Below are 26,135 nucleotides of genomic sequence, written 5' to 3'. Positions count from 1 at the left end.
AAAGAGCATCCCCGATATGGCGCAGCAAAGTAGCTTCAGCGCACCACTAAAGAGCAAGGTGCAAACACACGATATAGACGTGCAAGCGCATAGCCTTACTCAATGGCAGCAAAAATACGATCAAATGAGCGACGGCAGCTTTTATGGTTGTATTGAAGAAACGGATTACGCCAATATTCATGTGTTTAAAGAATACACTGAGCGAGCGCTTCGTCAGCAATGTAACATAGCCCCTAATTCGGTTTGGCTCGGCATTCCTTGTCAGTCACAGCAAAGTAAAATTAATGGTTTAAGTGTGGCAAGTAATCAATTTATGTGCCGTACCAGTGATAACGACTTTGAGTTGATAACCCCTGAGCAATTTAATATTTATGGTTTGGTAATCGATTGGAACTCAATTGAATATATGGCGCAGCTTCAAGGCGTAACATTGAAAAACTTGGCATCTGCACAATCAGCTCGTTTATCGGTGAGCAACTCATCTTTGCAAACGGCAAGACAAATAATTAATAGCATGGTTGTAGGCAAGGGCTTTGGACTTAGAACCGAATCACAACAAGATATGCTAAACATGTTGGCACTGCACTTATTACAAGCAGACAATACGCAGCAAAATATTGCGCCAAGTTATAAACACCGCAAAGCCGTAGTAGATAAAGTAAAAGATTACGTGGCCACAAATCCACAAAACCCAATAACCATAACCGAGCTGTGCGAGCTTTCCTTTGTAAGTAGGCGCACACTTCAGTATAGCTTTGAGAGTATTTTAGGAATTAACCCTTTGCGGTTTTTACGTTTAACACGCTTAAATAATGTAAGGCGGGAACTAAAAAAACCAAACCAAGATAAGCCAATTTCAGTAATAGCAGCCAATTGGGGATTTTGGCATGCGGGACAATTTGCTAAAGATTACACGCAACTATTTGGTGAAAACCCATCACAAACAGTTAAAAATAATAGTTTTAAAGGTTAAAAACTACACTTCTAACTTGAGTATAAACACCTGTAGACGCGCAGCTTGCTGGCGTTTAAAAGCACCGCTTTTGCATTTAGTCGGATGCATTAGTAACAAGTAGCTTAATCACCACCGAGAAGTGAAGGAGAAAACAAAGAGCAGTGACTAACCATTACTCGTGTTTTCTTTGTGTAGCGCACAGCGCCTCGGTGAGCTCGGTGGTGAAATATCATATAACTTAAACAAATGGACTTTGTCTGCTCATTTGCTCCTCTTTTTCTTCTCTTTGTGCATTCATATTTTAAGGGCTGTTATTCACAAAGAGGTTTAGAGGCGCTGCGCTTTTAGAGGACAGCTTGGAAGTTAAAATAATAAAGAACTAAAAGTAAAAGCGAGGTATAAAACCTCGCTTACTATATTCAAAAGCCCTATTTGATCGGTGCTATTTAAGCCGCGATTAAATAGGACTCTTGTCCTGAATGCTTGTTGTTGCGTTTAAACGAGCCTTTGCCTTTTTTAGCTTTAACTACTTGTGGTTTAAATAATTTAGAGGTGACCATTGCCGCTAGTGCATTGTGGTTTATAACGCCTCGGCCGGTGTCTACCGCGCTGTTGCTTGCGGTTTTTGCTTTAGATTTTTTAGTCATATATTTCCTATCAACTAATGGTTATTTTAAGTTAAATAATAAAGAGGCTTTTATATTAGCCTATTTAAGAGATGGCGATTGTAGGCTTAATTTTCAACCGCGCAAGTATTTTTAATGCCCAACAGATGCTTTTTTATAATAAAAAAGCATAAAAAAGCGCAGTTAATAACTGCGCTTAATATTACTTAGTTTGCTTTACTTTTTTATAAGATAATTAAAAACTAAAGCTTACTTTTGCGTAGTACGTTCTGCCGTCAAAGCCGTATGGCAATGCGCGTACTGGGTATTTAAATGCGCCGTTGGTGATAAAATTAAGTACTTCGTCATCACCTAATTCATCTGGTGTTTCGTCAAATACGTTATCGGCACCTACCGAAAGCGCAAACATGTCATTAATTTGGTAACTAACATTTAAATCAACTAACACAGCAGACTCAACCGTACTTGTTGGTTTAAATGACCCCGTAGGCGAAAGCTCACCAGGTAATGAAATATGGTCGTTACCAAAGTATTTTACGTCTGTTTCGCCAAAGTAGTTAAAGCGAATGGTTGATGTGTAGGCATCGCGTTCGTAGTCAAACGTAAGCGTTGCACGCTCGCTCGGTTGTCCGTCGGTAAAAAAGCTACGTTGTAAATCGTCAAAAGCAACCGCTTCAGGAATACCGTCTTCTGCGTTTACGCTGTCAATTTTAGTATCGTTTAGGTTACCTGCAAAGGTTACTCCTAAATTACCGCCTTCAACTTCAGTGCGGTACGATGCAATAATATCAACACCTTGCGTAGTAGAATCAACCGAGTTTGAGAAGTAGTTAGCTTGCACTGCACCAGTTGCTTGTAGCGCTGCAACCGCTTCTGAGCTAAACGATACATCGTCAACCGAAAGTAAGCTGCCAAGTGTAATACGGTCTTCAATTTCTACACGGTAAAAATCAACCGTTAACGAAAGCTCGCTTGTTACATCGTAAACAAAACCTGCGCTGTAGTTTGTTGATGTTTCAAGCTCTAAGCTATCTACGCCTAGCGCACTTGGGAAAGCGGTCCCTGTGTTTGCCGTGAACGACTGCGTTAATGTGCCGTCTGAGCCTAAGTTAGTTGTAAAAGCTGTATAACCACTTTGTTGAAGTGATGGCGCTCTAAAACCAGTAGATAGTGCACCACGTACTGCAAAGTCATCTGAAAATTCATAGCGTGTTGCTAATTTACCAATTAAATCATCCCCAGCATCTGAGAAATCTTCATAGCGTAGCGCACCACTCACGTTCCATGCGTCGGTGATCATAGTTTCTACGTCTACATAAACTGCGTAGCTGTTACGGTCGCTGTCGTTAGCCGCTTCAGGGCGAAGGCCGTTATAAGCTTGAAAACCACACTGTGCAAATTGATCCGGATCGTTTACTGATGGGTACGAAGTATCCATATTTGCTAACCCACACGCGTATGATGCTTCATCGCCAGGCACTATTTCGTAGTTTTCTTTACGGTATTCGGCGCCTACTGTTACATATAAAGGCTCACTACGGCCAGTATCTACAATACCGTTTACATCAAGGTTCACCGTTGTTTGATCGAATCTAAAACCACCTGAGTAACCGCCAGTAGGCCCTGAGTTTGCTGCAATGTCGGCATCGCTTGCATCTGGGTTATTAAATAAATACTCAGCCGCGTAAGAAGCATTTAATGTATTGCGTGATGTAAAATCGTATTGGTTTTCACCATAAACAGCCGATACATCGTAAGTCCAATCTGTGTTTATATCGCCTTTAAAACCAAGCGCTACTGAAATATCTTGTGCTTCGTTATATATGCGCGGTAAAAAACCATCACTATATACTTGGGTTACGTTTTTAGAGGCTTCGTTAAAATTACGGTAAAAACCATTACCCAGCGCCGTGCGCTCAGAGTAGCCACCAAACGAGTAAAGCTCGCCGTCGCCCATTGGTAATGCCATGTTGTAAAATAACGACGTAAATTCACTTTCTGAGTTACCTTGGCCCCAGCGTACATCTTCACTTAGCGTACCTGGTTCAACATTAAGCGAACCACCCGTATCGCGCTCTGCACGGTTAGTGCCGTCGGCATCACGGTACTCAAGCGATAGGTTAATGAAGCCGCCTTCGTTACCTAATTCAAAACCACGGTTTAAACCTGCTGAAATAGTGTCGCCGTCACCTTCACTTGTGCCGCCGTATTGTACAAAACCCGTTGTAATACCGGTTGAGTTATTAAGAGATAAGTTAATAACACCTGCAATAGCATCAGAGCCATACTGCGCTGCAGCGCCATCGCGTAACACTTCAACACCTTTAAGCGCCGTTAGCGGAATGGCATTCATATCAGTACCCGCAGCGCCTGCGCCTACTGTACCGTTAAGGCCAAAAATTGATTGGTTATGACGACGTTTACCATTTACTAATACAAGGGTTTGATCTGGTTGTAAGCCACGAAGTGTTGCAGGTCTAAATAAATCAGAACCGTCTGAAACTTGTGTACGCGAAAAGTTAAATGAAGGCGCTGTCGCTTGAAGGCTTTGGCCTAATTCGGTAAAACCACCTTTAGTTAAATCATCCGCGTCAATTAAATCAATAGGAGAAGAAGACTCTGTAGAGGTACGGTTAGATACACGCGATCCTAATACAGATATTTGCTCTATGTTTTTAGCAGCTTGCACTGGTGCTTCTTCAGCGTTAACAATGCTTGGTGCGCTAAACGCGAAAGCAACGGCTACAGCAAGTGTGTTTAAACGGTATGTTGACATAGTGACGACCCTGTTTTTTTGTATTCTTAATAATATGTGTGTGGTTATGATGCTCATAACCTGTTGCAAACATCCTAGCAACATATGCAAACAAAAAGAAATGAAAAAAACTAAATATTTGGTCTAAGTATGCAAATAAACTTCAAGATAAGAAAAAACCACATCAAATCGGTTAAAATACGTGCTAAGAAGGGATTGAACATCAAAAAACAGAGTGTTTAACACTTTATTTACAATATGGTTTTGTTCGTTATTTTACACTTTTAAAGGTAATAGGCAGCGAATGGTCGTACCTGTGCCTAATATACTGTTAACTTCTATTTTTCCACCGTGATCGCTCACCATAGCGTATACAAGTGTCATACCCATACCGGTGCCTTTTCCGACTTCTTTTGTTGTGTAAAAAGGGTCAAACATATGCGCTATTGTGTCTTCATTCATGCCACAACCGTTATCTTTTATTTCAATACAAATATTTGTGTTGAGTTCAAAAATATTGACTTCAATAATGCAGCCTTTTTCTAAATCTAACTCGCAAGCTTGCCAAGCATTCATTAAAAGATTTACAAAAATCTGATTAATTGACGATAAATTGCACCAAATGAGTGGTAGGGGTTCAAACCGCGTTTTTATTTCGCATAATTTAAGTTTGCTACTCAATAACCTTAAAGCATTATTAGCACCCGTTGTTACATCGGCTAATTGTTTATCTTGAGAAGAGGTGGGGTGGGCAAAGTTTAATAAGTCATGCACTATTTGTTTTATACGTTTAAGTCCTTCAACGCTGTCGTTAATTTGTCCCTGCAAATTGTTATAAATCCACGCGTACGGATACTGTAAATTGAGTATGTCGATTTCGTGTTTAAAACGGCTCTCTTTAATTTCGTTATTTAAATATTGTTCGTTAAGTTTTAGCAGCGCTACAAGTAAAGGGCTTGCGTTTTGTAGGCTCTCTACGTTACTCATTGCATAGGCAAGTGGAGTATTTATTTCGTGGGCAACGCCTGCGCTCAGTGTACCTAAGGTTGCCATTTTTTCTGTTTGCACAAACAGCATTTGTTGGTGTTCTAAGTCGGCTACTTTTTTTTGTAGTTCATTATTTATGGCAACTAAAACGCTACTTTTATCTTTGAGTAATTGCTCTGCAGCTAAGCGCAGCTTTTGTTCGTTTAAAAAAGCACGTTCAAAATTACCATCTGATCCATCCATTCCCTTCATCCATATAGATAACTTTATACATAACGTTTAGTCGTCTGTATGCAAATTTGCAACTTTAGTGCAGCCAAGGCCTAATATTATGCATAAGTAATTATCCACTTATTGCTAATAACTCCATTATGTAAATACCATTTAATATAAAAGGTAGGCACAAACACACCATAGAGTATTTTTTTAAGCTATTATTTAACCAGAAGTAATTTAAAGGCGACTCAATGACTCAAGTAACACCAAGCACACCAATAAATCAGGTTGATGTACTTTGCATTGATGATGATGAAATAGTACTACGCACGTTAACACGGCTACTTGAAGTAAATGGCCTGTCGGTTATTGTTTGCGATAACCCGCAAAGTGCACTAACGCTTTTTAAAAATCATGAGTTTGGTTTAATTATTAGCGATATGCGTATGCCGGTAATGAACGGTGCCGAGTTTTTAGAAAAAGCGCGTGCGCTGGCACCCGACACCCAACGCATTTTATTAACCGGCTACGCCGACATACAAACCACCTTAGCGGCTGTTAATCAGGGCCAAATAAATGGTTATATTCAAAAGCCTTGGCAAAACGATTTATTACTTCGTAGCATTAGAGATAGCCTAGAAAAATTTGCACTAAAAAAACAAAATCAAAAATTAGAGGCACAAGTTAAAGCGCAAAACCAAGAGTTGCTAGAGCTTAATAATTCGCTTGAACAACGAGTAGAAAAACGCACCTTACAAATCAAACAGGTTTTAAAAAAGCTTGAAGACGCCAACGAGCGCGAAAAACAAGAGCATAAATCGACCGTAGAGCTGCTATATAATTTTGTTAACGCAAACCCTTACCTAGATGGTAACAAAGCACAAAATATTGCTAATACCTGTACACAAATAGCACTTTATTTAAACTTGTCGCAAAAAAGCATTGATCTTGCCCCTATGGCTGGTTACTTGGCGCAAATAGGCTTGCTTGCTATGGATCCTGATCTTTATAAAAAACCAATTAACCGCTTAAACGAGCAACAACGCAAAACCTTTTATACTCACCCAAGTACTGCACAATTAATGTTAATGCCAGCAATACATTTACATGACTTGTCGGATGCTATTTATTATCAGTTTGAGCGCTTTAACGGAAACGGAATGCCCAAAGGCCTTGCCGGAAACGACATACCAATAGGCGCTATGGTGCTAGGTTTAGCGCGCGACTATTGGGACGCGTTTGAGCAAAGCAATGCAAGTGATGAAAAGCAGCGCCACGATGACGCACTCGAAAGTGTAAAACTTTATAGTGGATCGTTTTATCATCCTAAAATTGTACGTGCACTTGAAGCAAGCCATGCAAAACTACATGAACAAAAAAGTTCAGCAGGATCAGTGCTAATTTGTAACGCCCATGAACTCAAAGAGCAAATGGTACTGGGCCATGCTCTACACAGCCATACGGGCATAATGTTGCTGCCCAAAGGTCATGTATTTGGCAGTAAATCGATAGAAAAACTCCAACAGCTAGAATCGAAAAAACCAACTCCGTTCAGAATAATGGTGAAAACTGCTAAATGATTGATCTAAACCGCAGTTTTTTTCGTTACAATGTGCATAAAATAGATTATTGAATTTGCTTGAAGGAGCACTCTGTGTCGCGATTTTCTGCGGTTACTGACAACCCCCATGATGGGCGTTTTAACCAAAAAACGGGAATACTGCTAACTAACCTAGGCAGCCCTGATGCACCAACAGCGGCTGCGCTTCGTACATATTTACGCGAATTTTTATCAGATCCACGCATTGTAGAAATACCACGCTTAGTATGGATGATAATTTTACATGGCATTATTTTACGCGTACGCCCAAAACGTTCGGCTAAATTATACGAGAGTATATGGACCGAAAACGGCTCACCGCTTACTCACATCACTCGCCAGCAAAGTGTAAAGTTAAATACCTTATTAAAAGAGCAAGGTTATACCAATACAGAAGTAGTAATGGCAATGCGTTATGGCAACCCTTCAATAGAGGCAGGCCTTGAAGAGCTTCGTGATAAAGGCTTAACGCGTATAATTATTTTACCAATGTACCCGCAATATTCTAGCCCAACTACGGGTTCTACGTTTGATGCTGTATCGAGCGTACTGCGTAAATGGCGCTGGGTGCCAGAGCTTCATTTTATAAATGGCTATCATAAAAACACCCGTTACATTGAGTCGCTTGCTAATAGTATTAGTGAGGATTTAGAAGCGAATGGTATGCCACAAAAAATTGTTTTTTCGTATCACGGTATGCCTAAATTGTTTTTAGATCGCGGCGATCCGTACCATTGCCTATGTTTACAAACCACGCGTTTAGTTGTCGAAAAACTAGGCCTTGATAAAGACAAAGTAATTAGTACTTTTCAAAGTCGATTTGGTAAAGCAGAGTGGTTAAAGCCTTATACCGACGCAACCCTTGCAGCCTTACCTGATGAAGGTATTACCGATGTAGCTATTATAAGTCCTGCTTTTAGCGCCGACTGCCTAGAAACACTTGAAGAGCTAGAAGGTGAAAACCGTGAAATATTCGAAAACGCAGGCGGCGAAAAATACCGTTACATAGCGGCACTAAACGACAGAGACGACCATATAGAAGCTGTGTTTGATGTTATAAAACCTATGTTGTAACCCAAGCTTACTAAAGCTAAATATATTACGCATTAAGCGGTGTTAAAATTAACACCGCTTTTTTGTTTTTAATGCTTTTAAAATATTTAGTTAATTAATTCACAAAGAGGTTAAGAGGCGCTGCGCTTTTAGAGTAGTGATAAAACATAAAAATACTGGTTTTTGTTTTTGACTATCTCATTTACTCCCCTTTTACTTCTCATTGTGCAAATAAAGGCTTTTAAAGAGCTAATTATTCACAAAGAGGTTAAGAGGCGCTACACTTTTAGAGTAGTTATAAAACATAAAAATACTGGTTTTGGCTTTTCTCATTTACTCCTCTTTTACTTCTCATTGTGCAAATAAAAGCTTTTAAAGAGCTAATTATTCACAAAGAGGTTAAGAGGCACTGCGCTTTTAGAGTAGTGATACATATTGGCTGATCTGGTTTTTCTCAGTTATTACTGATTACCTTATCTTTGTGAAAGAAATTACTTATATTTTTAATAATAATTAAAATAAATAAAAATGTACGTTTGAGGGGAGGCAATACCTAAGCAACAGCAATTAAACGCTATCGCTTAAAGTATAAATCAATCGCTTTTGTGAGGAGCTCGTCGAGTTGTTCTTCAAATTCTTCAATATTAATATCAAAGTGCTTTAAGTAAGCCCGAGCCTGAGCAAGTGATAAATTACGGCTGTTAACGCTGTATTGTCGCTCGTCTATGGTTTTATCGTAACGTGGTAAAAATACAAATTGGCCATAAAAGGGGGATTTAATATGCTTGTTTGCAAAACGACAAAAATCTTCAACATGCTCAGCCCCTTTAGGTCCAAGGCAACCTGGCTCAATGCGATACATTAAGCGAATTTTTTTGTCGTCATTTATTTGCATTTAAAGCCTTTATCTAAAAAATAGTACGCGTACTATTTTCCCATCTTTAATTTGATAACTCGAAATAAGTTCTGAGCGTTTATCAACTACGTTTTCGTCAGTTGAACAAGTTTCTGAAAGTTCGTGATCAATCACTATATCACCGTGCACTATGCGCTTAATTGGTGATGAGTGAATACACTTTAACTTTTTAAACATTAGCCCGTAACGTTCTATTAGTTTTTCTTTACCTTTAAATAATAGCTCATTAGGGAAAATATAAAACTCAACATCTTCGGCATATACACGAAGAAACTCTTCAATGTTACGTGCGTTATATGCTTTAACTAGCTGCTCTACCACAGCAAGTGATTCGCGCGATTGTTTAGCTTTAGTTTGCTGCTTAACTGTAAGTGCTTCTTTTGCTTGCGTTACTGCTTTTTCAGCTTCGGCTACAGCCACTGCTTTTTCTATTTTATTTTTAGGCTTTTCAGCAGGTTTAATTTGCTCGTTACCTAATACTTTTGAATCGTCTGGTTTAGTCGCATCAATTGTTGGCTTTTTAAGCTCTGGCGCTTTGTATTCAAGCGTATTTACTTTGTCGTCAGTGTTGGTTTGAGTTACTGATTGCTCAATTTCAACTTTTGGCTTTTCAACGCTTGTTTGAGCTTCAACTTGCGGCTCTTTTTGCTCAGGCTCGCTTTGCTCTGCGGCATAAGTAATTAGCGCAACGGTAGTGACTAATGAGGCTAAAATAATAGATAACGGTTTCATAACTTTCCTAAAATGAACACTAAATACGTGTAATACCAATTACATTAAATAGGCGATCTATTATAGCGTTAAAAAATAGCGCAATAACAACGCGAAAATTGTGACATATAGTTGTTCTATATGAATAACCTTTAACGCAGTTAGTGAGTTATTTAATGCAATAGAATGATCATATTTTTGATAAAATTAGTATAAGGGTGCAACATAGCAAATTTTAACGTTATCGGGTAGTTAATACCACTACTGAAGCCTACCAGTACTGCTCTACCGTGATATTGCCGGGGTTTTTACGGCGGTTACGCGTAAAGTTTTTATCGAGAAGTAGCGCGGTTGTGTCTTTTACCATTTGTGGATTTCCGCAAATCATAAATTGTGCGTTACTGGGCTTTGGGTCTAACTTTACATATTCAAACAAGCGGTTGCTCTCAATTGCGTTAGTAATTCGCCCACTTAAGCCTTGTAATGGCTCCTCTCTACTTACAACCGGAATATAGTTAAGTTGTGCTGGGGACACTCTTAATAGCTCGTTAATAAGTGCCTGATAGCTTAAGTCGTTATTAAAACGTACGCCATGCACTAAATTTAAAGTTTTGTATTTTTTCCATACATCGGGCTGTTGTAATATCGATAAAAAAGGCCCTATGGCAGTGCCAGTCCCCAACATCCAAAGCTGATCACTTTGTGGTATTTCATCAAGGGTAAAAAAGCCGGTTGCGTGTTGTTCTATTAACACGGTGTCGCCAGGTTGTAAGGTAGCTAAACGAGGAGAGAGCAAACCGTCAATTACGTTAATAAGATAAAACTCGAGATCGGGGTTTTCAGGGGCATTCACATATGAATAAGCCCGAGCAATACGTTTGTCGCCATCCATTATTGAAAGCTTTGTAAATTGCCCAGCTTTAAACGGCTCTACGTTTGCATTAACGGTTAAGCTAAAGAGTGTTTCGCTCCACCACGTGACATTTTTTACTGTTGCTTCAACCCAATTAGACATAGTTACCTCTTGGTTTAGCTATTAAAGTTTTAAATAATTCACTCCATCAACATTAGCATTAAGTGACAAAGACTTACAGGAGAATATGACTAGATTTAAAGCAGTGAGGTATGCAGAATTTACCAATAAAATAATGTGAATAATCAGCTCTGCGATAAGAGTCATTAATTGCATAAGAGAAAGCGATGCTGCAGTAACTAAGAAGAATTAAGTCAAAAAACAGTGTTTTTTTATTTTATCACTTACTTTAAAAGCGCTGCGTCTTATATCACCATTAGTGAACTATTTACTTGAAAAACTATTGCACTAGAAGAAGCCAAAGAGGAGTCAATGAGAAGAGCTAAGCCAGAAAACGAGTATTTTATCTGCCTCTATTAAAAGTTAGAGGCGACAACTATCCTGACACAGGGGGAAAGCGTAGCGCCTCTTAACCTCTTAGTGAATTATTTAAGCCTTTATTAATTAATTTTATAGTTAAACTCAAATTCCACACATAAAAAAACGGCGCTAAATTTAGCACCGTTTTTATAAGTAATAAGAAAAAGTTTACGCTTTTTTCTCTTCACAACTTGCTAGGTATTCGTCAAACGTACCTTGGAAGTCGATTACTTTTTTATCTTTAATATCAATGATACGTGTAGCTAATGACGAAACAAACTCACGGTCATGGCTTACAAAAATAAGCGTACCTTGGAAATCTTTTAACGCATTATTAAGCGCTTCAATGGCTTCCATATCCATGTGGTTAGTTGGTTCGTCCATAACAAGCACGTTAACGTCTTGCATCATTAACTTACCAAATAACAGGCGGTTTTTTTCACCACCAGAACAGTTACGCGCTTTTTTGTTTGAATCGTCTGCTGTAAACAACAAGCGGCCTAACATGCCACGAACCATTAAATCGTTGTGCTTAGCTGTACGCCATTGCGACATCCAATCAAACAACGTTAAATCGTTATCAAAATCTTTAGTGCTGTCTTGCGGGCAATAACCAAAGCTCGCATTTTCAGACCATTTAATTTCGCCTTCGTTACTTTTAAGCTCGTCTACTAAACAGCGTAAAAATGTAGTTTTACCCACACCATTTTCGCCAATTACAGCAAGCTTAGCGCCAGCTTCAAGTAAAAAGTCGCCGCCGCTAAATAACGTTTCGCCATCAAAACCATGGCCAAGCTTATTAACTTCAAGCGCCTGACGATACATTTTTTTACCTTCGTCAAACGAAAGTGATGGGCTCATACGGCTTGAAGATTTAACTTCATCAAGCTTAATTTTATCCATTTTTTTAGCGCGCGAACTTGCTTGCTTAGCTTTTGAAGCGTTAGCACCAAAACGGTTAACAAAGTCTTGTAGCTCGTCAATTTCAGCGCTCTTTTTAGCATTTTCAGCTAAAAGTTGCTCGCGTTGTAAGCCCGCAGCTTCTAAAAATTTCTCATAGTTACCAGGGTAAATACGCAGCTCACCGTAATCAATATCGGCCATGTGTGTACATACCGAGTTTAAAAAGTGACGGTCATGCGAAATAATAATCATCGTACATTTACGTTTGTTAAGCTCGTTAGCAAGCCACGTAATTGTATGAATATCCAAGTTATTGGTAGGCTCATCAAGTAGCAAAATGTCAGGGTTTGCAAATAACGCCTGTGCTAAAAGCACACGTAGTTTCCAACCTGGGGCAACGTTTGCCATTAAACCGTAATGAAATTCTTTATCGATACCTGCTTCAAGCAAAATTTCTTCAGCGCGGCTTTCTGCCGTGTAACCGTCCATTTCAGCAAATACACTTTCAAGATCGGCAACTTTCATACCGTCTTCTTCGCTCATTTCTGGTAACGAGTAAATACGTTCGCGTTCTTGCTTTACTTTCCAAAGCTCCACGTCGCCCATAATTACCGCGTCTACAACGCTGTATTGCTCAAAAGCAAACTGGTCTTGGCTTAGGTTACCTACTTTTAACCCTGGAGTAATAGATACATTACCCGCACTTGGAACAAGCGCACCGCTTAAAATTTTCATGAAAGTCGACTTGCCGCAGCCGTTAGCGCCAATTAAACCGTAACGGTTACCGTTACCAAATTTAGCTGAAATGTTTTCAAACAACGGCTCTGCGCCAAACTGCATCGTAATATTTGCGGTGGAGATCAAAAAAGGTAATCCTAGATTAGTACTGACAGGAGTACGCTGCAGCAAAACGCCACAAACAAGAACCAGACAATAGGGTAAATTAGCTGGCGAATTATACAGATCAGCCACAACGAATGAAAGATAAAAGGCAGCTAATTTATAACCAAGTAAAAATAACGGCAATTCTCGGTTTTAGGTCACTATTTTTAACGTATGTAGTGTTGAATGTACTTACAGCCACAATGTAAATAATTACTAATGCCAAGCAATATTAAAGAGGGGGCGCCAAATAGCTAAGTTATTAGCTATGTTTTAATGCATAGGTTGGTAAATTGACTTTATAGCCGCCTCGTTTTTGGTAATTAACTGATTAACAGTCGCCACGTCATCAAGAGTTAGCGACTCCTTGCTTAGCATAAAATGCACATTGTTAACGTTAATCGGTGTAATAGTTTTTACCTGCGAAATTGAGGAGTGTTTTTTTACAAAGTACTGCGCAACCACGGAGTCTTCAATAACATAGTCGATTCGTTTTTTATCTAACATGCTAAATCGATTATTTGCTTGAGCAGTAAGCACGACCTGTTTTGAATATTTGGTTTTGAGTTGTTCAAGCTCATCACCAAAAAAGCTTCCTCGGTTAATACCTGCTGTAAAATCTTGACTAAAAAGATCAGCTAAGCTGGTTACATCAGGCGAGTCTTTATGTTTATAAAGATGCATAACTTCTTCGCGGTAAGGCAAACTAAAGTGCGCATGTTGAGCGCGTTGCTCTGTATAACTTGCCGCGTAGGTTATATCTACTCGACCATTTTTAAGCTCAGCTTGAACACGCGAAAAACTCGGAAAATAAGTCCATTTAATACAAAATTTTGAATCTTTAAAAATAGCCCTAACAGCATCCACTTCTGTGCCTAAAAATGTATCACCTTGTTTTACAAGATAAGGCGGCCAATTAGTTTCGTTAGTGCCCATTACCAATGTTTTAGTGCACGCAAGGGCGTTAAACTGAGTAAATAGCAGCGTTGTAAACGCTAAAAATAAAGTTTTCATTACGCTCCTACTATTCAAACAGCGCTTTTAGTGCTGTTTTATTTTTGTTTATATATTCATTAATTACCGCAAGCTCAGTAACCGACACCGTTTGTTTGCTAAACATTAAATAAATATCGTCTTTATTTACATGCTCAATATTGGTTACTAATTTTATATTTGAGCCTTTTTTGGCAAAATAAGCCCCCACTAACTCGTCTTCAATAGCAAAATCAATATGTTGTTTATTAAGCATTTCAAAGCGTTTACTGGTTGCACTGGTGTATTCAATCTGCTTTTTATATTTAGTTTTATATTGCTCAAACTCCTCACCGTAATAGCTTCCAAAGTTAGCGCCAACAATAAAGCCTTGTTTAAAAATGTCTTCGAGGTTTTTAACACTATGCTGATTATTTTTGTTTTCGTATAAGCGCATAACCTCAGTTCGGTAGTTATCACTAAAGTGCACATATTTAGCGCGTTCATCTGTATAACTTGCAGCCCACTCCAAATCAATACGGCCGTATTTAAGCTCAATAAAAGCCCGCTTAGAATTTGGCAGTAACTTAACTTCAAAACAAAAAGGGGAGTCAGCAAATATAATGTTAAGCGCATCAACCTCCAAGCCTTGCAGCTTACCGTTAATGCCCATTACATAAGGCGGCCAAAAAGCATCGTGCGATGCCACGCTAAAGGTTCTCTCACAAGCAAATACATTAAATGGAGCCGTAAACAGCAAACATAAAAATACGGTAATTAATTTATTCATTACGCCTCATAGTTATTATTTTGCTCATTATTACAACAGTATAAACCAGCTTTTGTATTTTAGCGGCGCGGGTTTGTTTAAATTTGTAAATATTTCGTTAAAAATTCATTTTAGGATAAAACAACCAAACTAGCGTTGTTGGTAACCTTATCTATGGGTACACTAATAATAAATTTATACATAGCAGGGCACGTTATGTCACCAGCCAAAATACGCAGTGATGTTATAAAACTCAGTGAATTAAGCACTAAAAACCAGATTATTACTTTATCCAAGGCTACTTAATGGGATTAGGTGTATTACCTCAACTACTTGTTCCCAGTGAGTGGCACCCAGATCTATTTGGAGAGTTTAATATTCAAAACGAGACTGAGCTAAAATACCTCGAAAGCTTAATGGCGCTGTATAACCAAAGCATGGATAAAGTAATTCAAAACGAATTAAAAATGCCAGCAAAATGCAGCCTATCTAAACAAGACTACCGGGATTCACTAAAGCCGAATATGCCCCTACCAAATTACTGTAAAGGGGTTTTACAGGCGCTTAAAAATATAAATAAACGCATGCTCAATACAGAGCAAAAACGTTCTATAAACAGCTTTACTACAGTGTTAAAAGCATTTACAAGCCCCAAAATCGCCGCAAAAGAGTTTGGTGAATTTGCCCAATACAACGCCCAAGAATATAAACGTAATTATGTTTATTTTATGGCCGACGCTATTTTTGAATTGCGTTTTAGTAACGAGCGAGCAGTATTTGATGAAAACGAAGCCGAATTTAACAACCACTTTTTAGACGAAGAACCAAATGAATTAGATGAGCTTGATGAATTACTTGAACTGGTACTTGCCGACACCGAGCTAAAAGCACTTGAGCCAATACAAATGTTGCTAGACATAATGGAAAGTGGGCTCATAACAAAGCAATTTATTAAAGATAACACAGGGCACTTTTGGGGCTTGCACGAAACCCGCCCTTATATGATGCTTCGCGCGCATCGAGCAAAAATACATGCGCTGCATGGTTATACCCAAAAAGCGCAGTCAGAACTCGAAGAGTTATTAACGCTAAACCCAAACGACAATCAAGCAAACCGCTTTTTATTAATGAACTGCCTAATCATTGATAAACAATGGGAAAAGTTGGATGCTCTATTGGCCGACTTTGATTTTCAAGAACTACACGCAACAGCCAGCCGCGCGCTCAGTGCTTTTGTAATGCATGGTGATTCAAAACCCGCTAACGAATACAAAAAAATGCTCCAGCAGCAAAATAAACACTTTACCAAAATTCTTACAGGCCAAGAAAAACTAAAAGAACAACAGCCGCCATATTTCAGCCCAGGCAGTAAAGAAGAGGTAGGTGTTTACCTTGATTCGTTAGGTAAACAAGCGTGGATTTCGGTTCCCGCGAGTCTTTTTTGGCTAAGAAAAAAGTAACAAAAAACGTTTAGCGTGATTTATATCGCGCTAAACATAACGCAGATTCAATTTTGAAGTGCATAACCGCTTTTTGAGTTTTTTATTCAATAGTAGAAATCACGCTTGTTAAGCGTGCAGCATCAATGTCGCTTGTGTTCGTAAAGCGCCATACTTGAAATAATAAATTTCAAGCCCGTCAATAAACACATAACATTCAGAAGTCATCGTTAATAACCTGCGCTTTATTGGTTTTACGTTGCCGTGCATTGTAGCCACCTACATCGGCGGCTAATTCATTAATTTCATCAAGGAGCGATCCTTGTAATTGCAGCACGACTAAAGCTTCAAATAAAATATCGCTTTTAACTGTCTCGCCTTGCTCAAGTTTTTGCACAGTAGAGCGCGACACACCAATCATTTTTGCAAAGTGCGGTGCTGGCGTATTAAATCCCCTAATCGCTGCGCCATTTTTAAAGCTTGTTCAGATCTCATTAATGAGTTCCTACTCGGTCATTAAGGTGTTAATGATTACTTTAGCGGTATTTGTCTTGTTTGCAAATAAAAGTGATGATTTAAAAGTTATTGGTAATTTGTTTGTTGGTGTTTTAGAACTGAGACTTTAGTGAAGGTGATTTGGTGTCTCGTTAGCTGCAAAAGGTGGCAAGCGCCTCTTGGATCTCATAGCGCATCGGAGGAGCAAGGAGAAAATAAAATTAATTACCTTTTCCTTTAAATATATAAATAACAGTGGCTTGCAATTTTTTTGAAAATTAAAGCAAAAGTTACGCAACAGTAATAGTAGATAAGTATTTAATGATAATGGCGTAGTTTTTATTGGCTATATCACTAATAAGCCTATATTTTTTAAAAGCAATCATGTAGATTGTTTCTAAATGAATACTAACTTAACGAAAGTTGGTTATAAACTGATAAACCAAGGACCGGTATTATTGAGCCGTGCCTTATGGAAATACTATTATGCGGTTGAAAGAAGCCCTTAGCGTTTTATCAAAGTCATCTCCTTATGCTGTTTCAACAGAACGCGACAGTAAAAATAAAAGTCAGCTGGATGATGTAAAAGAATATTTGTACATCAAAATGCCAATAGCGGTTGATGTAGAAAAGAAAATATCGAGCTTTTCGTCAAGCAAGCCGGAAGTATTATTTTTATGTGGTAGTAGTGGTGATGGTAAATCCGAGATACTGACCGACTGTAAAAAACGATTTAGCAATCGAGCTCACTTTCACTTAGATGCAACTCACAGCTTCGATCCTCGCGAAAATGCAATTCAAACTCTAGACAAGGTTTTTGATCAATTCGAATCTGACACGATGCCGCTTGTTGTTGGTATTAACACCGGTATGCTAGGAAATTATGCTGAAGAAGGCTCAAACGAAAAATTTAAACGTGTAATAAATAATTACCTCTCAAATAATACCTCAACTGAAGATATAACCTTTATAAACTTTGAAGATTACCCTAAATTTCTTATAGATAAAGAGGGTTATACTTCTGAATTTGCGCAGAAATTACTTCAAAAACTAACAGCAAATGATAACAATATTATTCGTCAGATTTTCGACAAAGAAAAATTAGAACAAACGAATCAAGCTAGTAAAAGGCTTCAAGCTAATTATGCACTCTTGAGCATCCCCGAAGTACAAAAGACAATAATTGAATTACTGTTTAAAGCTCGCTTAATGCGAGATCAATTCTTAACTGCTCGAGCATTACTCGATTTTATTTTCATGCTGTTAGCTGGACCTGGTTACCTTTTCGATAACCTTTTTTCAGGTGGCGATAATGAGCTGGCAAATAAAATAATTGAGTTCGACCCTGCGCATTCAAGAACAAAAAAAATAGATCGTTTTATATTAGCTAATGATCTACATCTACCAGATCAAGAGTTTACTGAATTCAAAGAGTCTTTAAAAAGCTTAGGAATAGAGATGCTAGAAAGCAGTCTTTCTTACTTGCGTTTATTTTACATTCTTAAAGGTGGTCATTTCTCTAATGATTATCATGTTAAATTCGAACAAGATTTCAATGAAGCCCTTATAGAACAATACATAAACGTGTATCAACTACACAGAGATTTTGACAATAGCCCAGAGCATAAAAAACAGATTAAAGATTTTTACAACAATACGCTTCGCACCGCTATACGAAAATACAATAACCGCAACGCGTCTAATTTAGATAAAAGTCATTATTTAATATCTGAGCTAAACGGCTTTCAACTAGTTTCAGAGCTAGAAATCAAGGCAGATTTAAAGAGTATTGCAAACTTCTTACCAAAGTCATCTGCAAGTTTTACTGCTTTTATTAAAGTGCAGGAACACTCTTTAACAATCCCAGTAAATATTAACTTATTACGGTTGATGAAAAGAATCGCCGATGGTTACCGACCTAATAAACACGATAAAAATACCGTTGTACTCTTAGATGAATTGATAGATGAAATTACACAAGTGGCAAATCAAGTTTCAACGTTGCATATAATCAAAGAAAATAAACACTTCACTATCAAAAATATTGATGATGAAGAGTTTGAAGTGAGTGGGCTATAAAATGATTAAAGAAACTTTAACACCACCAAACAACAATGCATTTAATACATTTTTACCTTTAAGAACAAAAGACAAACATTATAAGTTCTGCTGGGATACAGTGCTGGGCTATTTCGTACATATTCTATATGGGAAGTCATTAGTTAATGACGATATAGATAATTTTAAAGAGTTATGTGAAAAGCGTTTTTCAACAAAGTTAGATGAGCCAGAATTTTGGTCTGTACTTGAAAAAATGTATTTTGATAATGAGCAGCTATTCAAAATATCTCCAGAGCTGCTTATTTTTAAAGCATTAAATGGCGAGGTAGATACCAACAGTAAAAAATTAGGAGACATGTTTGTTGGCTTGTTAAATGGTTTAACACTTGATAGTTCTTCAGTTAATGATTTAAATTTTTTAGAAAAAGAAATAAAAGCTGAATTTGATAGTTTTTATGTATCAGGAAAGTCAAAAACATCGCTCAAAACAGAGTCTGCCTATTTGCCGTTTCTAAGTGAATTATTTAAAAAAGACTTAGAGTTTTTAAATAAAAGACCTCACTACTTACTCAACAATTTTAATTCGGTTATTCGGTTATATGGGTTTTTATATATCTCGCAAATGGCGCTCAATATAAAAAATTGGGCAAATGGTGCTCCATCAAGCAAGCCCTGCTTTTTTATTATTGATAACGAAAAGGCAAGCGACGAGCGTTCTCAAGTTAAAAACTTTGGCTATAGCCAGCTTCATGAATACTTAGAATATCTGTTTCCTTATTTATTTATGAATGAAGCTATACAAACCAAAGGTGAAGTTAAACCCCTTTGGCAGCTATTTGAATCTATCAACGAAAACGATGTAACTAAATTAAATCAATTTGGCCGTGATTTTGTAGACGACCGAATGCAACGCAAATGGTACAACACCGAGCAAAACTGGCTAGATTCAAGCGATAAAAAAGAAGTATTACAGCAATTACTTAGCTTTTCTCATACGCAGTTCGATAATAAAAAGGGCCGCTTAACTGAATATAACGACACTGTGGTCAAAGGCACGTTGAGTAATATTTTAGACCCATTTATTCAGCGACGAGGCCGTGCAGGTCAAGTACTTACGTTTAACCAAGATTACATAGTGCTACTAACAAACCTAGCCATTGGCGAGCGCGATAAATTACGTTTTCACGAAATTATTAAAGAATTTGAAGCAAGAGGCGTGTTTTTTGATAAACAAAGCCAGCAATCTTTAATCGATTTTTATGAGCGAATGGGTAACGTAGAAAGAATGAGTGATAGCGGAGATGCAGTATATGTTAGAAAAACAGTTTGAAGAATTTTTAGTTAGCCACTTTAATGTTTGGGCAGCTGAAGAGTTAAAAGTTGGTTTTCGTTATCAGTTCACAAGTCCTGATAGTGATAAGGGTTTTGCACTTTATCAAGCCTTTATGAAAATTGCAGACAATAGCGTAACTGTAAAAGGTATTGAGTTAAAAACGGTGCAGTACGGTGATGTCGAATTAATTCCTGTATACGAAGGTGAAAACTTTACAGAAAACTACATAGCGCATTTACGTGATGTTGTTTCAGCTATGGAAGGTGAAACAAAAGGCACAGCTTTATTAATCATCCATAACTCTATGCTAGATACGTTAAAAAATTCGACAGAAGACGTAGCGCAGCCTGGCGTTGTTTGGGACCCAAAAAACATAAAATTATTACTGCATAAAGAAATAGATCAAACTGATGAAAAAGCGAAAGTCTCTGAATGTTTACTCGACTATCACTTTGATGAAATAGTTGAAGACGAAGCCACTATGTTTGGCTTTGAAAAACTATATTACGCAATTGCAGATGGCGATTTACAGTTCCATGAGCTTGGTTTATTAAACGATGACCAACTTTCGCAAGAGGGCTGGGAAGGCGAGCAAATTAGCTTGCGCTTAAAAGAAAATAAAGAGCTAAGCGATAAACTTGACTTCATCACTCATCATTTTCCAAATGAACTGCAAGACAAATTAGCCGCTTTAGATTTTAGTGAAAAATTTATTAAAGAGCATTTTCCTGAAGGGAATGTAGAAAAGTACAAAGAAAGCCTCGACATAGGTGAATGCTTTACTGAACAGCAAAAAAACCGTACTAACCTGTTAGAGCTTGAAAGCGAAAAAGCCCCATACATTGAGCTACTTGCAAAAGCAAAGTCAGAAAAAGGGGCTGGTGTAAGAGAGCGTCACTTAATATTACTTTTAGAGCCAGAGCAACACACATTCGAATTAGAGCTTTGCTTTATCAATCAAAAGTTAAAAGATAGCTTTTGTAAAATTCAACAAAGTAAAGAGCTGCCAAATGTTGATATAACAATTAAAAACCCAGGCGGAATAAGAAGTAGGGCAGTACTTACGAGTAGTTTTGACGGACAAGCTCGCTACTTTAATTTCCGTGTTAAAACCGACAAACCAAAAGAAACACATAATTTCAAAGTTTTAGTAATTAGTAAAAACGATTTTTACATTGACGGCTTTAAGCACACTTACTTAGTTGATCCCGCAAAACAATGGTTAACGCTGCAAACTGATGAGCAATCATTACAAATAAGCGATTTAACAAATGCTAGTGTTCTGGCAGAAAACAACCAAGTATTTGATTCAATTGCTGTAGGCATTGTTGATTTTAAAAAGCTAGCAACTGAATCGGATGAAATAAACTTCACCGTACAAGGTATGATTAGCCAATTAACATTTAATGTTGAAGGGGGAGTATCAACCGATACTTTGTCGTTACCTTTATTGTTAGATCAAGGGCGTTTTAATCATTTATTTAATGATGAATACTATGGGAAAACTAAGAGGAATAGTGAAGGTAATTTACATAAGGTACTTATTGACGGAAAGGAAGTCGCACCTAAAGCTAAGCGGCTCACGTTATTACAAAACGAAGCGGAGCTACTGGATAGCTTAACCTTAGCTAAATTTGCTAATGGCAATGATATTAAACTACAAGACTTAGAAGCAAATTATGCTAATTTGTACTTTGCTTACAGTGATTTATTTGATTATTTAGCGCATACAAAGTCGTTGTTGAGCTTATCGGGCTGGGGCGAAAAACTTAGAGCGCTTGCCACTCAGGTTGTTGAAGCTTATCAGGCTGCTATTGATGAAATACCCTATCACGCACCACTTTTAGAACAGCACAAGTTAGTTGTAAATATAGGCTTTGCAGATTTTGATGAACAAACTTATATTACGCCATATCACCCACTGGTACTTGCATATAATTGCAACTTGGCAGGCGTTTTAAGTAAAGATAAAAAGGCAACAGGCAGCTTTAAAAAATTACCACCAGTTACTATTCAGCGCTTAACTGCGCAAGGGCTTTTACCTTTTGTGTACGACCCTGTGCATGACTTTTCATATAATCACGCCGAAAAAGAAAATGTATTCTGGTCCAAACTTGTTCCACAACAAGAAAGTAGCTATGACTTTGTGCGCACGCTCGTAAAAGACAAAGTAGGCAAATTCACCACGGCCTTTAAACATTTATTTGTAGCAGGTAGTAAAACAACGCTAATTATTAACTCTGTGAATAATCAACAAAATAAAGAGTTGTTTTTAGGCTTAATTGACTACATCAAACTCAAAAAAAATAAAGTTACCAATATTCATGTAAATTTATACGACGAAGCGCAGTGTTATACTTGGTTCGACAAGTTTGCTGACATGGCAAGCTATGATGACTTAAAAGAGCTCTGTGAATTAAATAAAGGCGCTGCCCGTGAGCAGGCCGATAGCATAATCGATTTATTAAGAACACGTTTAACTTACAGCAAATTTGAGCATGAAAAAGGCCAAAAAGAGCAGCACTATGCACACATGTCGTTTTTTAAAAACAACGAACGTGTGCAAGCAACTGACGTTGATTTATTAAAACAAGAAACCGGTGTTGTTTGTCATGGCCTAATGCCAGGCGAGTCGGCATCAAACAAAAATGGCAGCTATTACACATCGTTTGGCCTAAAAGGCATTGATGTTGATAGTGCACCACAATTAAAGCTAGTTGCTAAATATAGTGGATTAATAAAGCCAGCAAAGCGCCACCATGAAGAGTATAGCGAGTCTAAATCTCAAGCACTTGTAGTTACAGAAAACTTTAAAACATTGTTAGAGCGCTCTTACGAAAACTCAATTTGGACCGCAATAATCGACCCTAAAGTAACGTTAGAGTTTTTTGAAAATCAAAAAAACATGGTGCTTATTCACTATTCTGATAACTACACAAACTCAGTTAATTACGATGCAATAACGGTCACTAAACAAACCGATCTATACCATAAAGTACTCGAAAACGACGAGGGCGGTATTATCGAAGAGTTTAATGCGTTTAATGGTGAGTGGTTGTTAAACCTTGTAACCGCAAATGACAACGAGCGAAAAGAAAAGCGCGGCATTATCTGTGCCTATAAATACGTTAACTGTTTAGTCGCAGATTCAGATATTACGTGGGTGCCTCTTTCTATTGCGGAAGTGATTCGTGTGGCAGGTAACTTAGGCCTAAATATGGCTGATAGCGACTTATCGCGCCATGCACAGGGCTTTAAAAAAGGCGTTATATCAGACGATATTCTATTTGTAGGCTTTAAAGGCCAACAAATGATTTTACTGCCAGTTGAAGTTAAAACAGGTAAGCGCCAAACCCACAGCAAAGGTGTTGAGCAAGCCAAAGAGCTAAAGCAATACTTTGAAGCACTTCTGGGGCAGCAAACACTTGCAGGGCATTTATACCGAGGCTTATTTATGCGCCAAGTATTAATGCAAATTGATAAGTACAAGCTGTATAAAGTATATAAAGAGGGTTACTTCAATAGCATCGAACAACGCAGTGCGCAGTGGCTACAGGGCGATTATGAACTTGCAGAGCTTGTAGATTATCCGGCAGGCTTTTTATTTGTAAATGTGGAAGATGATAACTTTACAAAAGCATCATTTTTAAAAGTGCACAATATACTCAAAATAGAGCTACCAGCAGGTAATTTATCTCACTGGGTTAAAACACCTATGCAGAATTTATTAGCCGACTTAACCCCCGCTAAATTACACCACATTGATGCGCAATATATTTTAACTAAAAACGCAACAACGCAAAAAGTGGTACTTGAACAAAACGCCAAAGCTGATGAGCAAACTGAGCTTACAAAAACGCAAGGTACAAAAATTACCGCATTAGACGATATATCACCATCTACTAGCAATAGTAAAAGTACAGAGCAAACAAACCCTACAGAGGTTAAAGAGGCAAACACAAACAACTTAGTTGTAGCTGCACCATCGTCACGTAAAAAAATGAGTGAGGGCGATTTAAGCGCTATCTATCAGCAAATTATTGATTGTTACTACAGTCATAACATTACGTTAATCAAACCTTATAATGTTGAACCTTACATTGAAGGCCCTGCCTCTATTTTATTCAGAGTTGGCTTAAATTTAGGTGACAAGCCTGAAAGTGTATTTGCCAAGTCACAATCACTTAAGCTCGCGTTAAAACTAGAGCAAGAGCAAGATGTAGGCTTTGGGATTGATAAAGGCTGCATTACGATTGATGTGCCAAAAAGCCAAGAACAACGTTACTTTGTAGATCAAAATGACATTTGGCCGAATTGGCCACGCCCACAAAATGCGCTTGAAGTACCACTAGGTGAAGACCGTTTTGGTGAGGTGATTAAACTTAACTTTTCATCCTCAAATTGCCCGCATTTACTTATTGGGGGGACGACCGGTAGTGGTAAGTCAGAAGCGCTAAACACTATTTTGTATGGCATGGTAGAGCATTACACGCCAAGTGAATTAAAGCTGATGTTAATTGACCCTAAAGGCACCGAGCTTAACGATTTTGAGCGCTATCCGCACTTAATAGGGCGCATTGGGTTTGATGATGAAGATGCACTAGTACTGTTAACCCAGGCTGTGGCTGAAATGCAATCGCGCTATGCGCAATTTAAAGCGCAGGGTGTACGTTCACTGCCAGACTACAATGCCAAAGTAACCCCAGAAGAGCGTATACCTTGGTGGGTATTGGTGCTTGATGAATACGCCGATTTAACATCAGATAAAGACATGAAAAAGGATATTGAAGCTGAACTTAAGCGCTTAGCACAAAAAGCCCGTGCTGCCGGTATCCATTTAATTATTGCCACGCAAAAACCAAGTGGCGATGTAATCAGCACAAATTTACGCTCAAACCTACCCGCACAGCTCGCACTGCGAGTTAAAAATGGTACCGAAAGCCGTGTAATACTGGATGAGCAAGGCGCAGAAGTACTCAATGGGAAAGGGGATGCTTACCTCAAGTCAGAAGGTAAGTTGGTTAGAATACAGTGTGCAAGAGTGAGCTTTTAATATGAAAGAGCAGTTAATTAATATTTTTTTTGGTGTAATTAGTGGTATTTTCACTAGTTTTATCCTTTGGCTTTTTTTTCACCTATTCAAAACAAAATTTGAGCCATGGTTCAGGAAGCAAGTTTACACTGGACTTAAAGTTGAAGGTGACTGGTCGACAGTCATCTATGCGGATGAAAATAATGATGTTGTTGATGAACAAGATAATGCTAATTCAACTTGCACTTATATTTTGAATATAACCAAACAAGTCGCTAATAAAATAGAGGGGAACTTTTCACAAGACTTCAAGAGTGAAAATAATCACCGGCATGGGCAATATAAAGTTGAAGGTATTATCCAAGACGGAACTTTAATTATTACCTTATTACCAAACAATTCAGCAAAATCTACTTTTGGTACTCTTCTTTTAGTTGTTGAAGAAGGAGGAAATACTTTGAGAGGGGTACATACTTATAAAGTGGCTGATAACCTAGTAAACCAATGTGATATTTACCTGAAAAAGAAAAATTAATTATGACTGACACATGCATTAATATTTCTCTAATACCGAACTACTTTGCAAATAAAAAGTATTGTGATGAAGTGTTAGAAGATTTAGATAAAATTAAAGATGGATGGCTTAATATTAACAATGGTGATGAAGCTATTGAAAAAAGAGGGGTTTATTTAACTATTCTGAACTCTAATTTTAAGTTGAAAGTGGGTAAAGAAGTCATAGACTTTAGGAAAGTACTTTTTATAAATACCACTGAAGATATTAAAAAAATTAAGGAAAAGAATTCCGTCTTACCTATTCAAGATGAGAACTTGCTCAAAACTGATTTGAAAAATGTGAAAATAGAGACTTTGGAAAATCTTGAGTTATGGTTTTTACCAATTTCAGGCTCTAGCCAAATTCGCAAAACATATAAAGAAAATATGATTAAACTTTTCAACCCCCCATATAACATTGCGATGCAAAGAGTCGTTAAAGCAGCAACGCAAAAAACTAAATCAATACCAGCATTCTGAGG

At 37.9% G+C, this 26,135-nt stretch carries 19 protein-coding genes; 9 read left to right on the top strand and 10 right to left on the bottom strand.

Translation table 11 applies throughout. The annotated features are described in order from the left end of the window. The first annotated feature begins 16 nt into the window (after positions 1-16). Entirely contained in the window at positions 17-973 is a 957-nt protein-coding gene (locus tag H5089_RS08040; protein ID WP_182711939.1) for a helix-turn-helix domain-containing protein, read from the top strand. Positions 974-1,401: 428 nt separating this feature from the next. On the opposite strand, the gene arfA is transcribed toward H5089_RS08040, so the two are convergent. The 3 genes from arfA to H5089_RS08025 form a co-directional block, all read right to left on the bottom strand. Continuing rightward, complete coding sequence (gene arfA / locus H5089_RS08035; RefSeq protein ID WP_024593211.1) at positions 1,402-1,602, bottom strand: ribosome alternative rescue factor ArfA; 201 nt, start codon at positions 1,600-1,602, stop codon at positions 1,402-1,404. A 214-nt stretch (positions 1,603-1,816) separates the two neighbouring features. Then, positions 1,817-4,357: a TonB-dependent siderophore receptor gene (locus H5089_RS08030; protein WP_182711938.1), complete on the bottom strand. Its 2,541-nt coding sequence runs from the start codon at positions 4,355-4,357 to the stop codon at positions 1,817-1,819. A 255-nt stretch (positions 4,358-4,612) separates the two neighbouring features. Next, the gene (locus H5089_RS08025; RefSeq protein ID WP_138490166.1) at positions 4,613-5,566 is read right to left on the bottom strand and encodes a sensor histidine kinase; all 954 of its coding nucleotides are present in this window, start codon (positions 5,564-5,566) and stop codon (positions 4,613-4,615) included. Positions 5,567-5,790: 224 nt separating this feature from the next. Here H5089_RS08025 and H5089_RS08020 point away from each other — a divergent pair, with 224 nt between their 5' ends. After that, the gene (locus H5089_RS08020) at positions 5,791-7,119 is read left to right on the top strand and encodes an HD domain-containing phosphohydrolase (protein WP_182711937.1); all 1,329 of its coding nucleotides are present in this window, start codon (positions 5,791-5,793) and stop codon (positions 7,117-7,119) included. A gap of 74 nt (positions 7,120-7,193) precedes the next feature. Further along, the gene (gene hemH, locus H5089_RS08015; protein ID WP_024597461.1) at positions 7,194-8,213 is read left to right on the top strand and encodes a ferrochelatase; all 1,020 of its coding nucleotides are present in this window, start codon (positions 7,194-7,196) and stop codon (positions 8,211-8,213) included. A 553-nt stretch (positions 8,214-8,766) separates the two neighbouring features. Here hemH and H5089_RS08010 read toward each other — a convergent pair. The 6 genes from H5089_RS08010 to H5089_RS07985 all read right to left on the bottom strand — a co-directional run bounded on the left by H5089_RS08010 (position 8,767) and on the right by H5089_RS07985 (position 14,759). Beyond that, positions 8,767-9,087 carry a hypothetical protein gene (locus tag H5089_RS08010; RefSeq protein ID WP_076924937.1) on the bottom strand — a complete coding sequence of 107 codons (321 nt, stop codon included), beginning with the start codon at positions 9,085-9,087 and terminating at the stop codon, positions 8,767-8,769. Positions 9,088-9,096: 9 nt separating this feature from the next. After that, positions 9,097-9,840, bottom strand: coding sequence for a nuclear transport factor 2 family protein (locus tag H5089_RS08005; protein ID WP_182711936.1), 744 nt, complete (start codon positions 9,838-9,840; stop codon positions 9,097-9,099). 250 nt (positions 9,841-10,090) lie between these two features. Further along, a complete protein-coding gene (locus H5089_RS08000) occupies positions 10,091-10,834 on the bottom strand; it encodes a ferredoxin--NADP reductase (protein WP_182711935.1) in 744 nt (247 codons plus the stop codon). A 546-nt stretch (positions 10,835-11,380) separates the two neighbouring features. Next, positions 11,381-12,979: an ABC-F family ATPase gene (locus H5089_RS07995; protein WP_076914907.1), complete on the bottom strand. Its 1,599-nt coding sequence runs from the start codon at positions 12,977-12,979 to the stop codon at positions 11,381-11,383. Between the two features lie 291 nt (positions 12,980-13,270). Continuing rightward, positions 13,271-14,011 carry an ABC transporter substrate-binding protein gene (locus H5089_RS07990; protein WP_182711934.1) on the bottom strand — a complete coding sequence of 247 codons (741 nt, stop codon included), beginning with the start codon at positions 14,009-14,011 and terminating at the stop codon, positions 13,271-13,273. 10 nt (positions 14,012-14,021) lie between these two features. Further along, the gene (locus H5089_RS07985; protein ID WP_182711933.1) at positions 14,022-14,759 is read right to left on the bottom strand and encodes an ABC transporter substrate-binding protein; all 738 of its coding nucleotides are present in this window, start codon (positions 14,757-14,759) and stop codon (positions 14,022-14,024) included. A gap of 284 nt (positions 14,760-15,043) precedes the next feature. Here H5089_RS07985 and H5089_RS07980 point away from each other — a divergent pair, with 284 nt between their 5' ends. Continuing rightward, the gene (locus H5089_RS07980) at positions 15,044-16,198 is read left to right on the top strand and encodes a hypothetical protein (protein ID WP_259396068.1); all 1,155 of its coding nucleotides are present in this window, start codon (positions 15,044-15,046) and stop codon (positions 16,196-16,198) included. A gap of 196 nt (positions 16,199-16,394) precedes the next feature. Here the strand turns inward: H5089_RS07980 and H5089_RS07975 are convergent, their stop codons facing one another. After that, positions 16,395-16,589, bottom strand: coding sequence for a hypothetical protein (locus H5089_RS07975; RefSeq protein WP_259396067.1), 195 nt, complete (start codon positions 16,587-16,589; stop codon positions 16,395-16,397). A gap of 569 nt (positions 16,590-17,158) precedes the next feature. Between H5089_RS07975 and dptF the strand changes: the two genes are divergently transcribed. From dptF to H5089_RS07950, 5 genes are read left to right on the top strand one after another with little or no spacing between them, the layout of a single operon-like run. Continuing rightward, the gene (dptF, locus tag H5089_RS07970) at positions 17,159-18,751 is read left to right on the top strand and encodes a DNA phosphorothioation-dependent restriction protein DptF (protein ID WP_182711932.1); all 1,593 of its coding nucleotides are present in this window, start codon (positions 17,159-17,161) and stop codon (positions 18,749-18,751) included. 1 nt (position 18,752) lies between these two features. Next, positions 18,753-20,063: a DNA phosphorothioation-dependent restriction protein DptG gene (dptG, locus tag H5089_RS07965; RefSeq protein WP_182711931.1), complete on the top strand. Its 1,311-nt coding sequence runs from the start codon at positions 18,753-18,755 to the stop codon at positions 20,061-20,063. Beyond that, positions 20,035-25,119, top strand: a complete 5,085-nt coding sequence (gene dptH / locus H5089_RS07960; RefSeq protein ID WP_182711930.1) for a DNA phosphorothioation-dependent restriction protein DptH — start codon at positions 20,035-20,037, stop codon at positions 25,117-25,119. Before dptG ends, dptH begins: the two co-directional genes overlap by 29 nt. Before the next feature lies 1 nt (position 25,120). After that, on the top strand, positions 25,121-25,633 hold the full coding sequence (locus H5089_RS07955; protein WP_182711929.1) for a hypothetical protein: 513 nt from the start codon (positions 25,121-25,123) through the stop codon (positions 25,631-25,633). A 2-nt stretch (positions 25,634-25,635) separates the two neighbouring features. Continuing rightward, positions 25,636-26,133 carry a hypothetical protein gene (locus H5089_RS07950; protein ID WP_182711928.1) on the top strand — a complete coding sequence of 166 codons (498 nt, stop codon included), beginning with the start codon at positions 25,636-25,638 and terminating at the stop codon, positions 26,131-26,133. Positions 26,134-26,135 lie beyond the last annotated feature (2 nt).

This window comes from Pseudoalteromonas sp. SR45-1 (assembly GCF_014163655.1).
In the GTDB taxonomy this organism is placed as follows: Bacteria; Pseudomonadota; Gammaproteobacteria; order Enterobacterales; family Alteromonadaceae; genus Pseudoalteromonas; species Pseudoalteromonas distincta.
The sequence above is the reverse complement of the archived record's forward strand: the minus strand, read 5'-3'. Positions and strand labels throughout refer to the sequence as shown.

Excerpts from the sequence above, each read along its gene's own strand:
- H5089_RS08010 (WP_076924937.1), bottom strand. The coding sequence starts at position 9,087 with ATGCAAATAAATGACGACAAAAAAATTCGCTTAATGTATCGCATTGAG.
- arfA (WP_024593211.1), bottom strand. The coding sequence starts at position 1,602 with ATGACTAAAAAATCTAAAGCAAAAACCGCAAGCAACAGCGCGGTAGAC.
- H5089_RS07980 (WP_259396068.1), top strand. The coding sequence starts at position 15,044 with ATGGGATTAGGTGTATTACCTCAACTACTTGTTCCCAGTGAGTGGCAC.
- H5089_RS08040 (WP_182711939.1), top strand. The coding sequence starts at position 17 with ATGGCGCAGCAAAGTAGCTTCAGCGCACCACTAAAGAGCAAGGTGCAA.
- H5089_RS07985 (WP_182711933.1), bottom strand. The coding sequence starts at position 14,759 with ATGAATAAATTAATTACCGTATTTTTATGTTTGCTGTTTACGGCTCCA.
- H5089_RS07990 (WP_182711934.1), bottom strand. The coding sequence starts at position 14,011 with ATGAAAACTTTATTTTTAGCGTTTACAACGCTGCTATTTACTCAGTTT.
- dptG (WP_182711931.1), top strand. The coding sequence starts at position 18,753 with ATGATTAAAGAAACTTTAACACCACCAAACAACAATGCATTTAATACA.
- H5089_RS07950 (WP_182711928.1), top strand. The coding sequence starts at position 25,636 with ATGACTGACACATGCATTAATATTTCTCTAATACCGAACTACTTTGCA.
- H5089_RS08005 (WP_182711936.1), bottom strand. The coding sequence starts at position 9,840 with ATGAAACCGTTATCTATTATTTTAGCCTCATTAGTCACTACCGTTGCG.
- H5089_RS08025 (WP_138490166.1), bottom strand. The coding sequence starts at position 5,566 with ATGGATGGATCAGATGGTAATTTTGAACGTGCTTTTTTAAACGAACAA.
- H5089_RS08020 (WP_182711937.1), top strand. The coding sequence starts at position 5,791 with ATGACTCAAGTAACACCAAGCACACCAATAAATCAGGTTGATGTACTT.
- dptF (WP_182711932.1), top strand. The coding sequence starts at position 17,159 with ATGCGGTTGAAAGAAGCCCTTAGCGTTTTATCAAAGTCATCTCCTTAT.
- H5089_RS07955 (WP_182711929.1), top strand. The coding sequence starts at position 25,121 with ATGAAAGAGCAGTTAATTAATATTTTTTTTGGTGTAATTAGTGGTATT.
- H5089_RS08000 (WP_182711935.1), bottom strand. The coding sequence starts at position 10,834 with ATGTCTAATTGGGTTGAAGCAACAGTAAAAAATGTCACGTGGTGGAGC.
- dptH (WP_182711930.1), top strand. The coding sequence starts at position 20,035 with ATGCAGTATATGTTAGAAAAACAGTTTGAAGAATTTTTAGTTAGCCAC.
- H5089_RS08030 (WP_182711938.1), bottom strand. The coding sequence starts at position 4,357 with ATGTCAACATACCGTTTAAACACACTTGCTGTAGCCGTTGCTTTCGCG.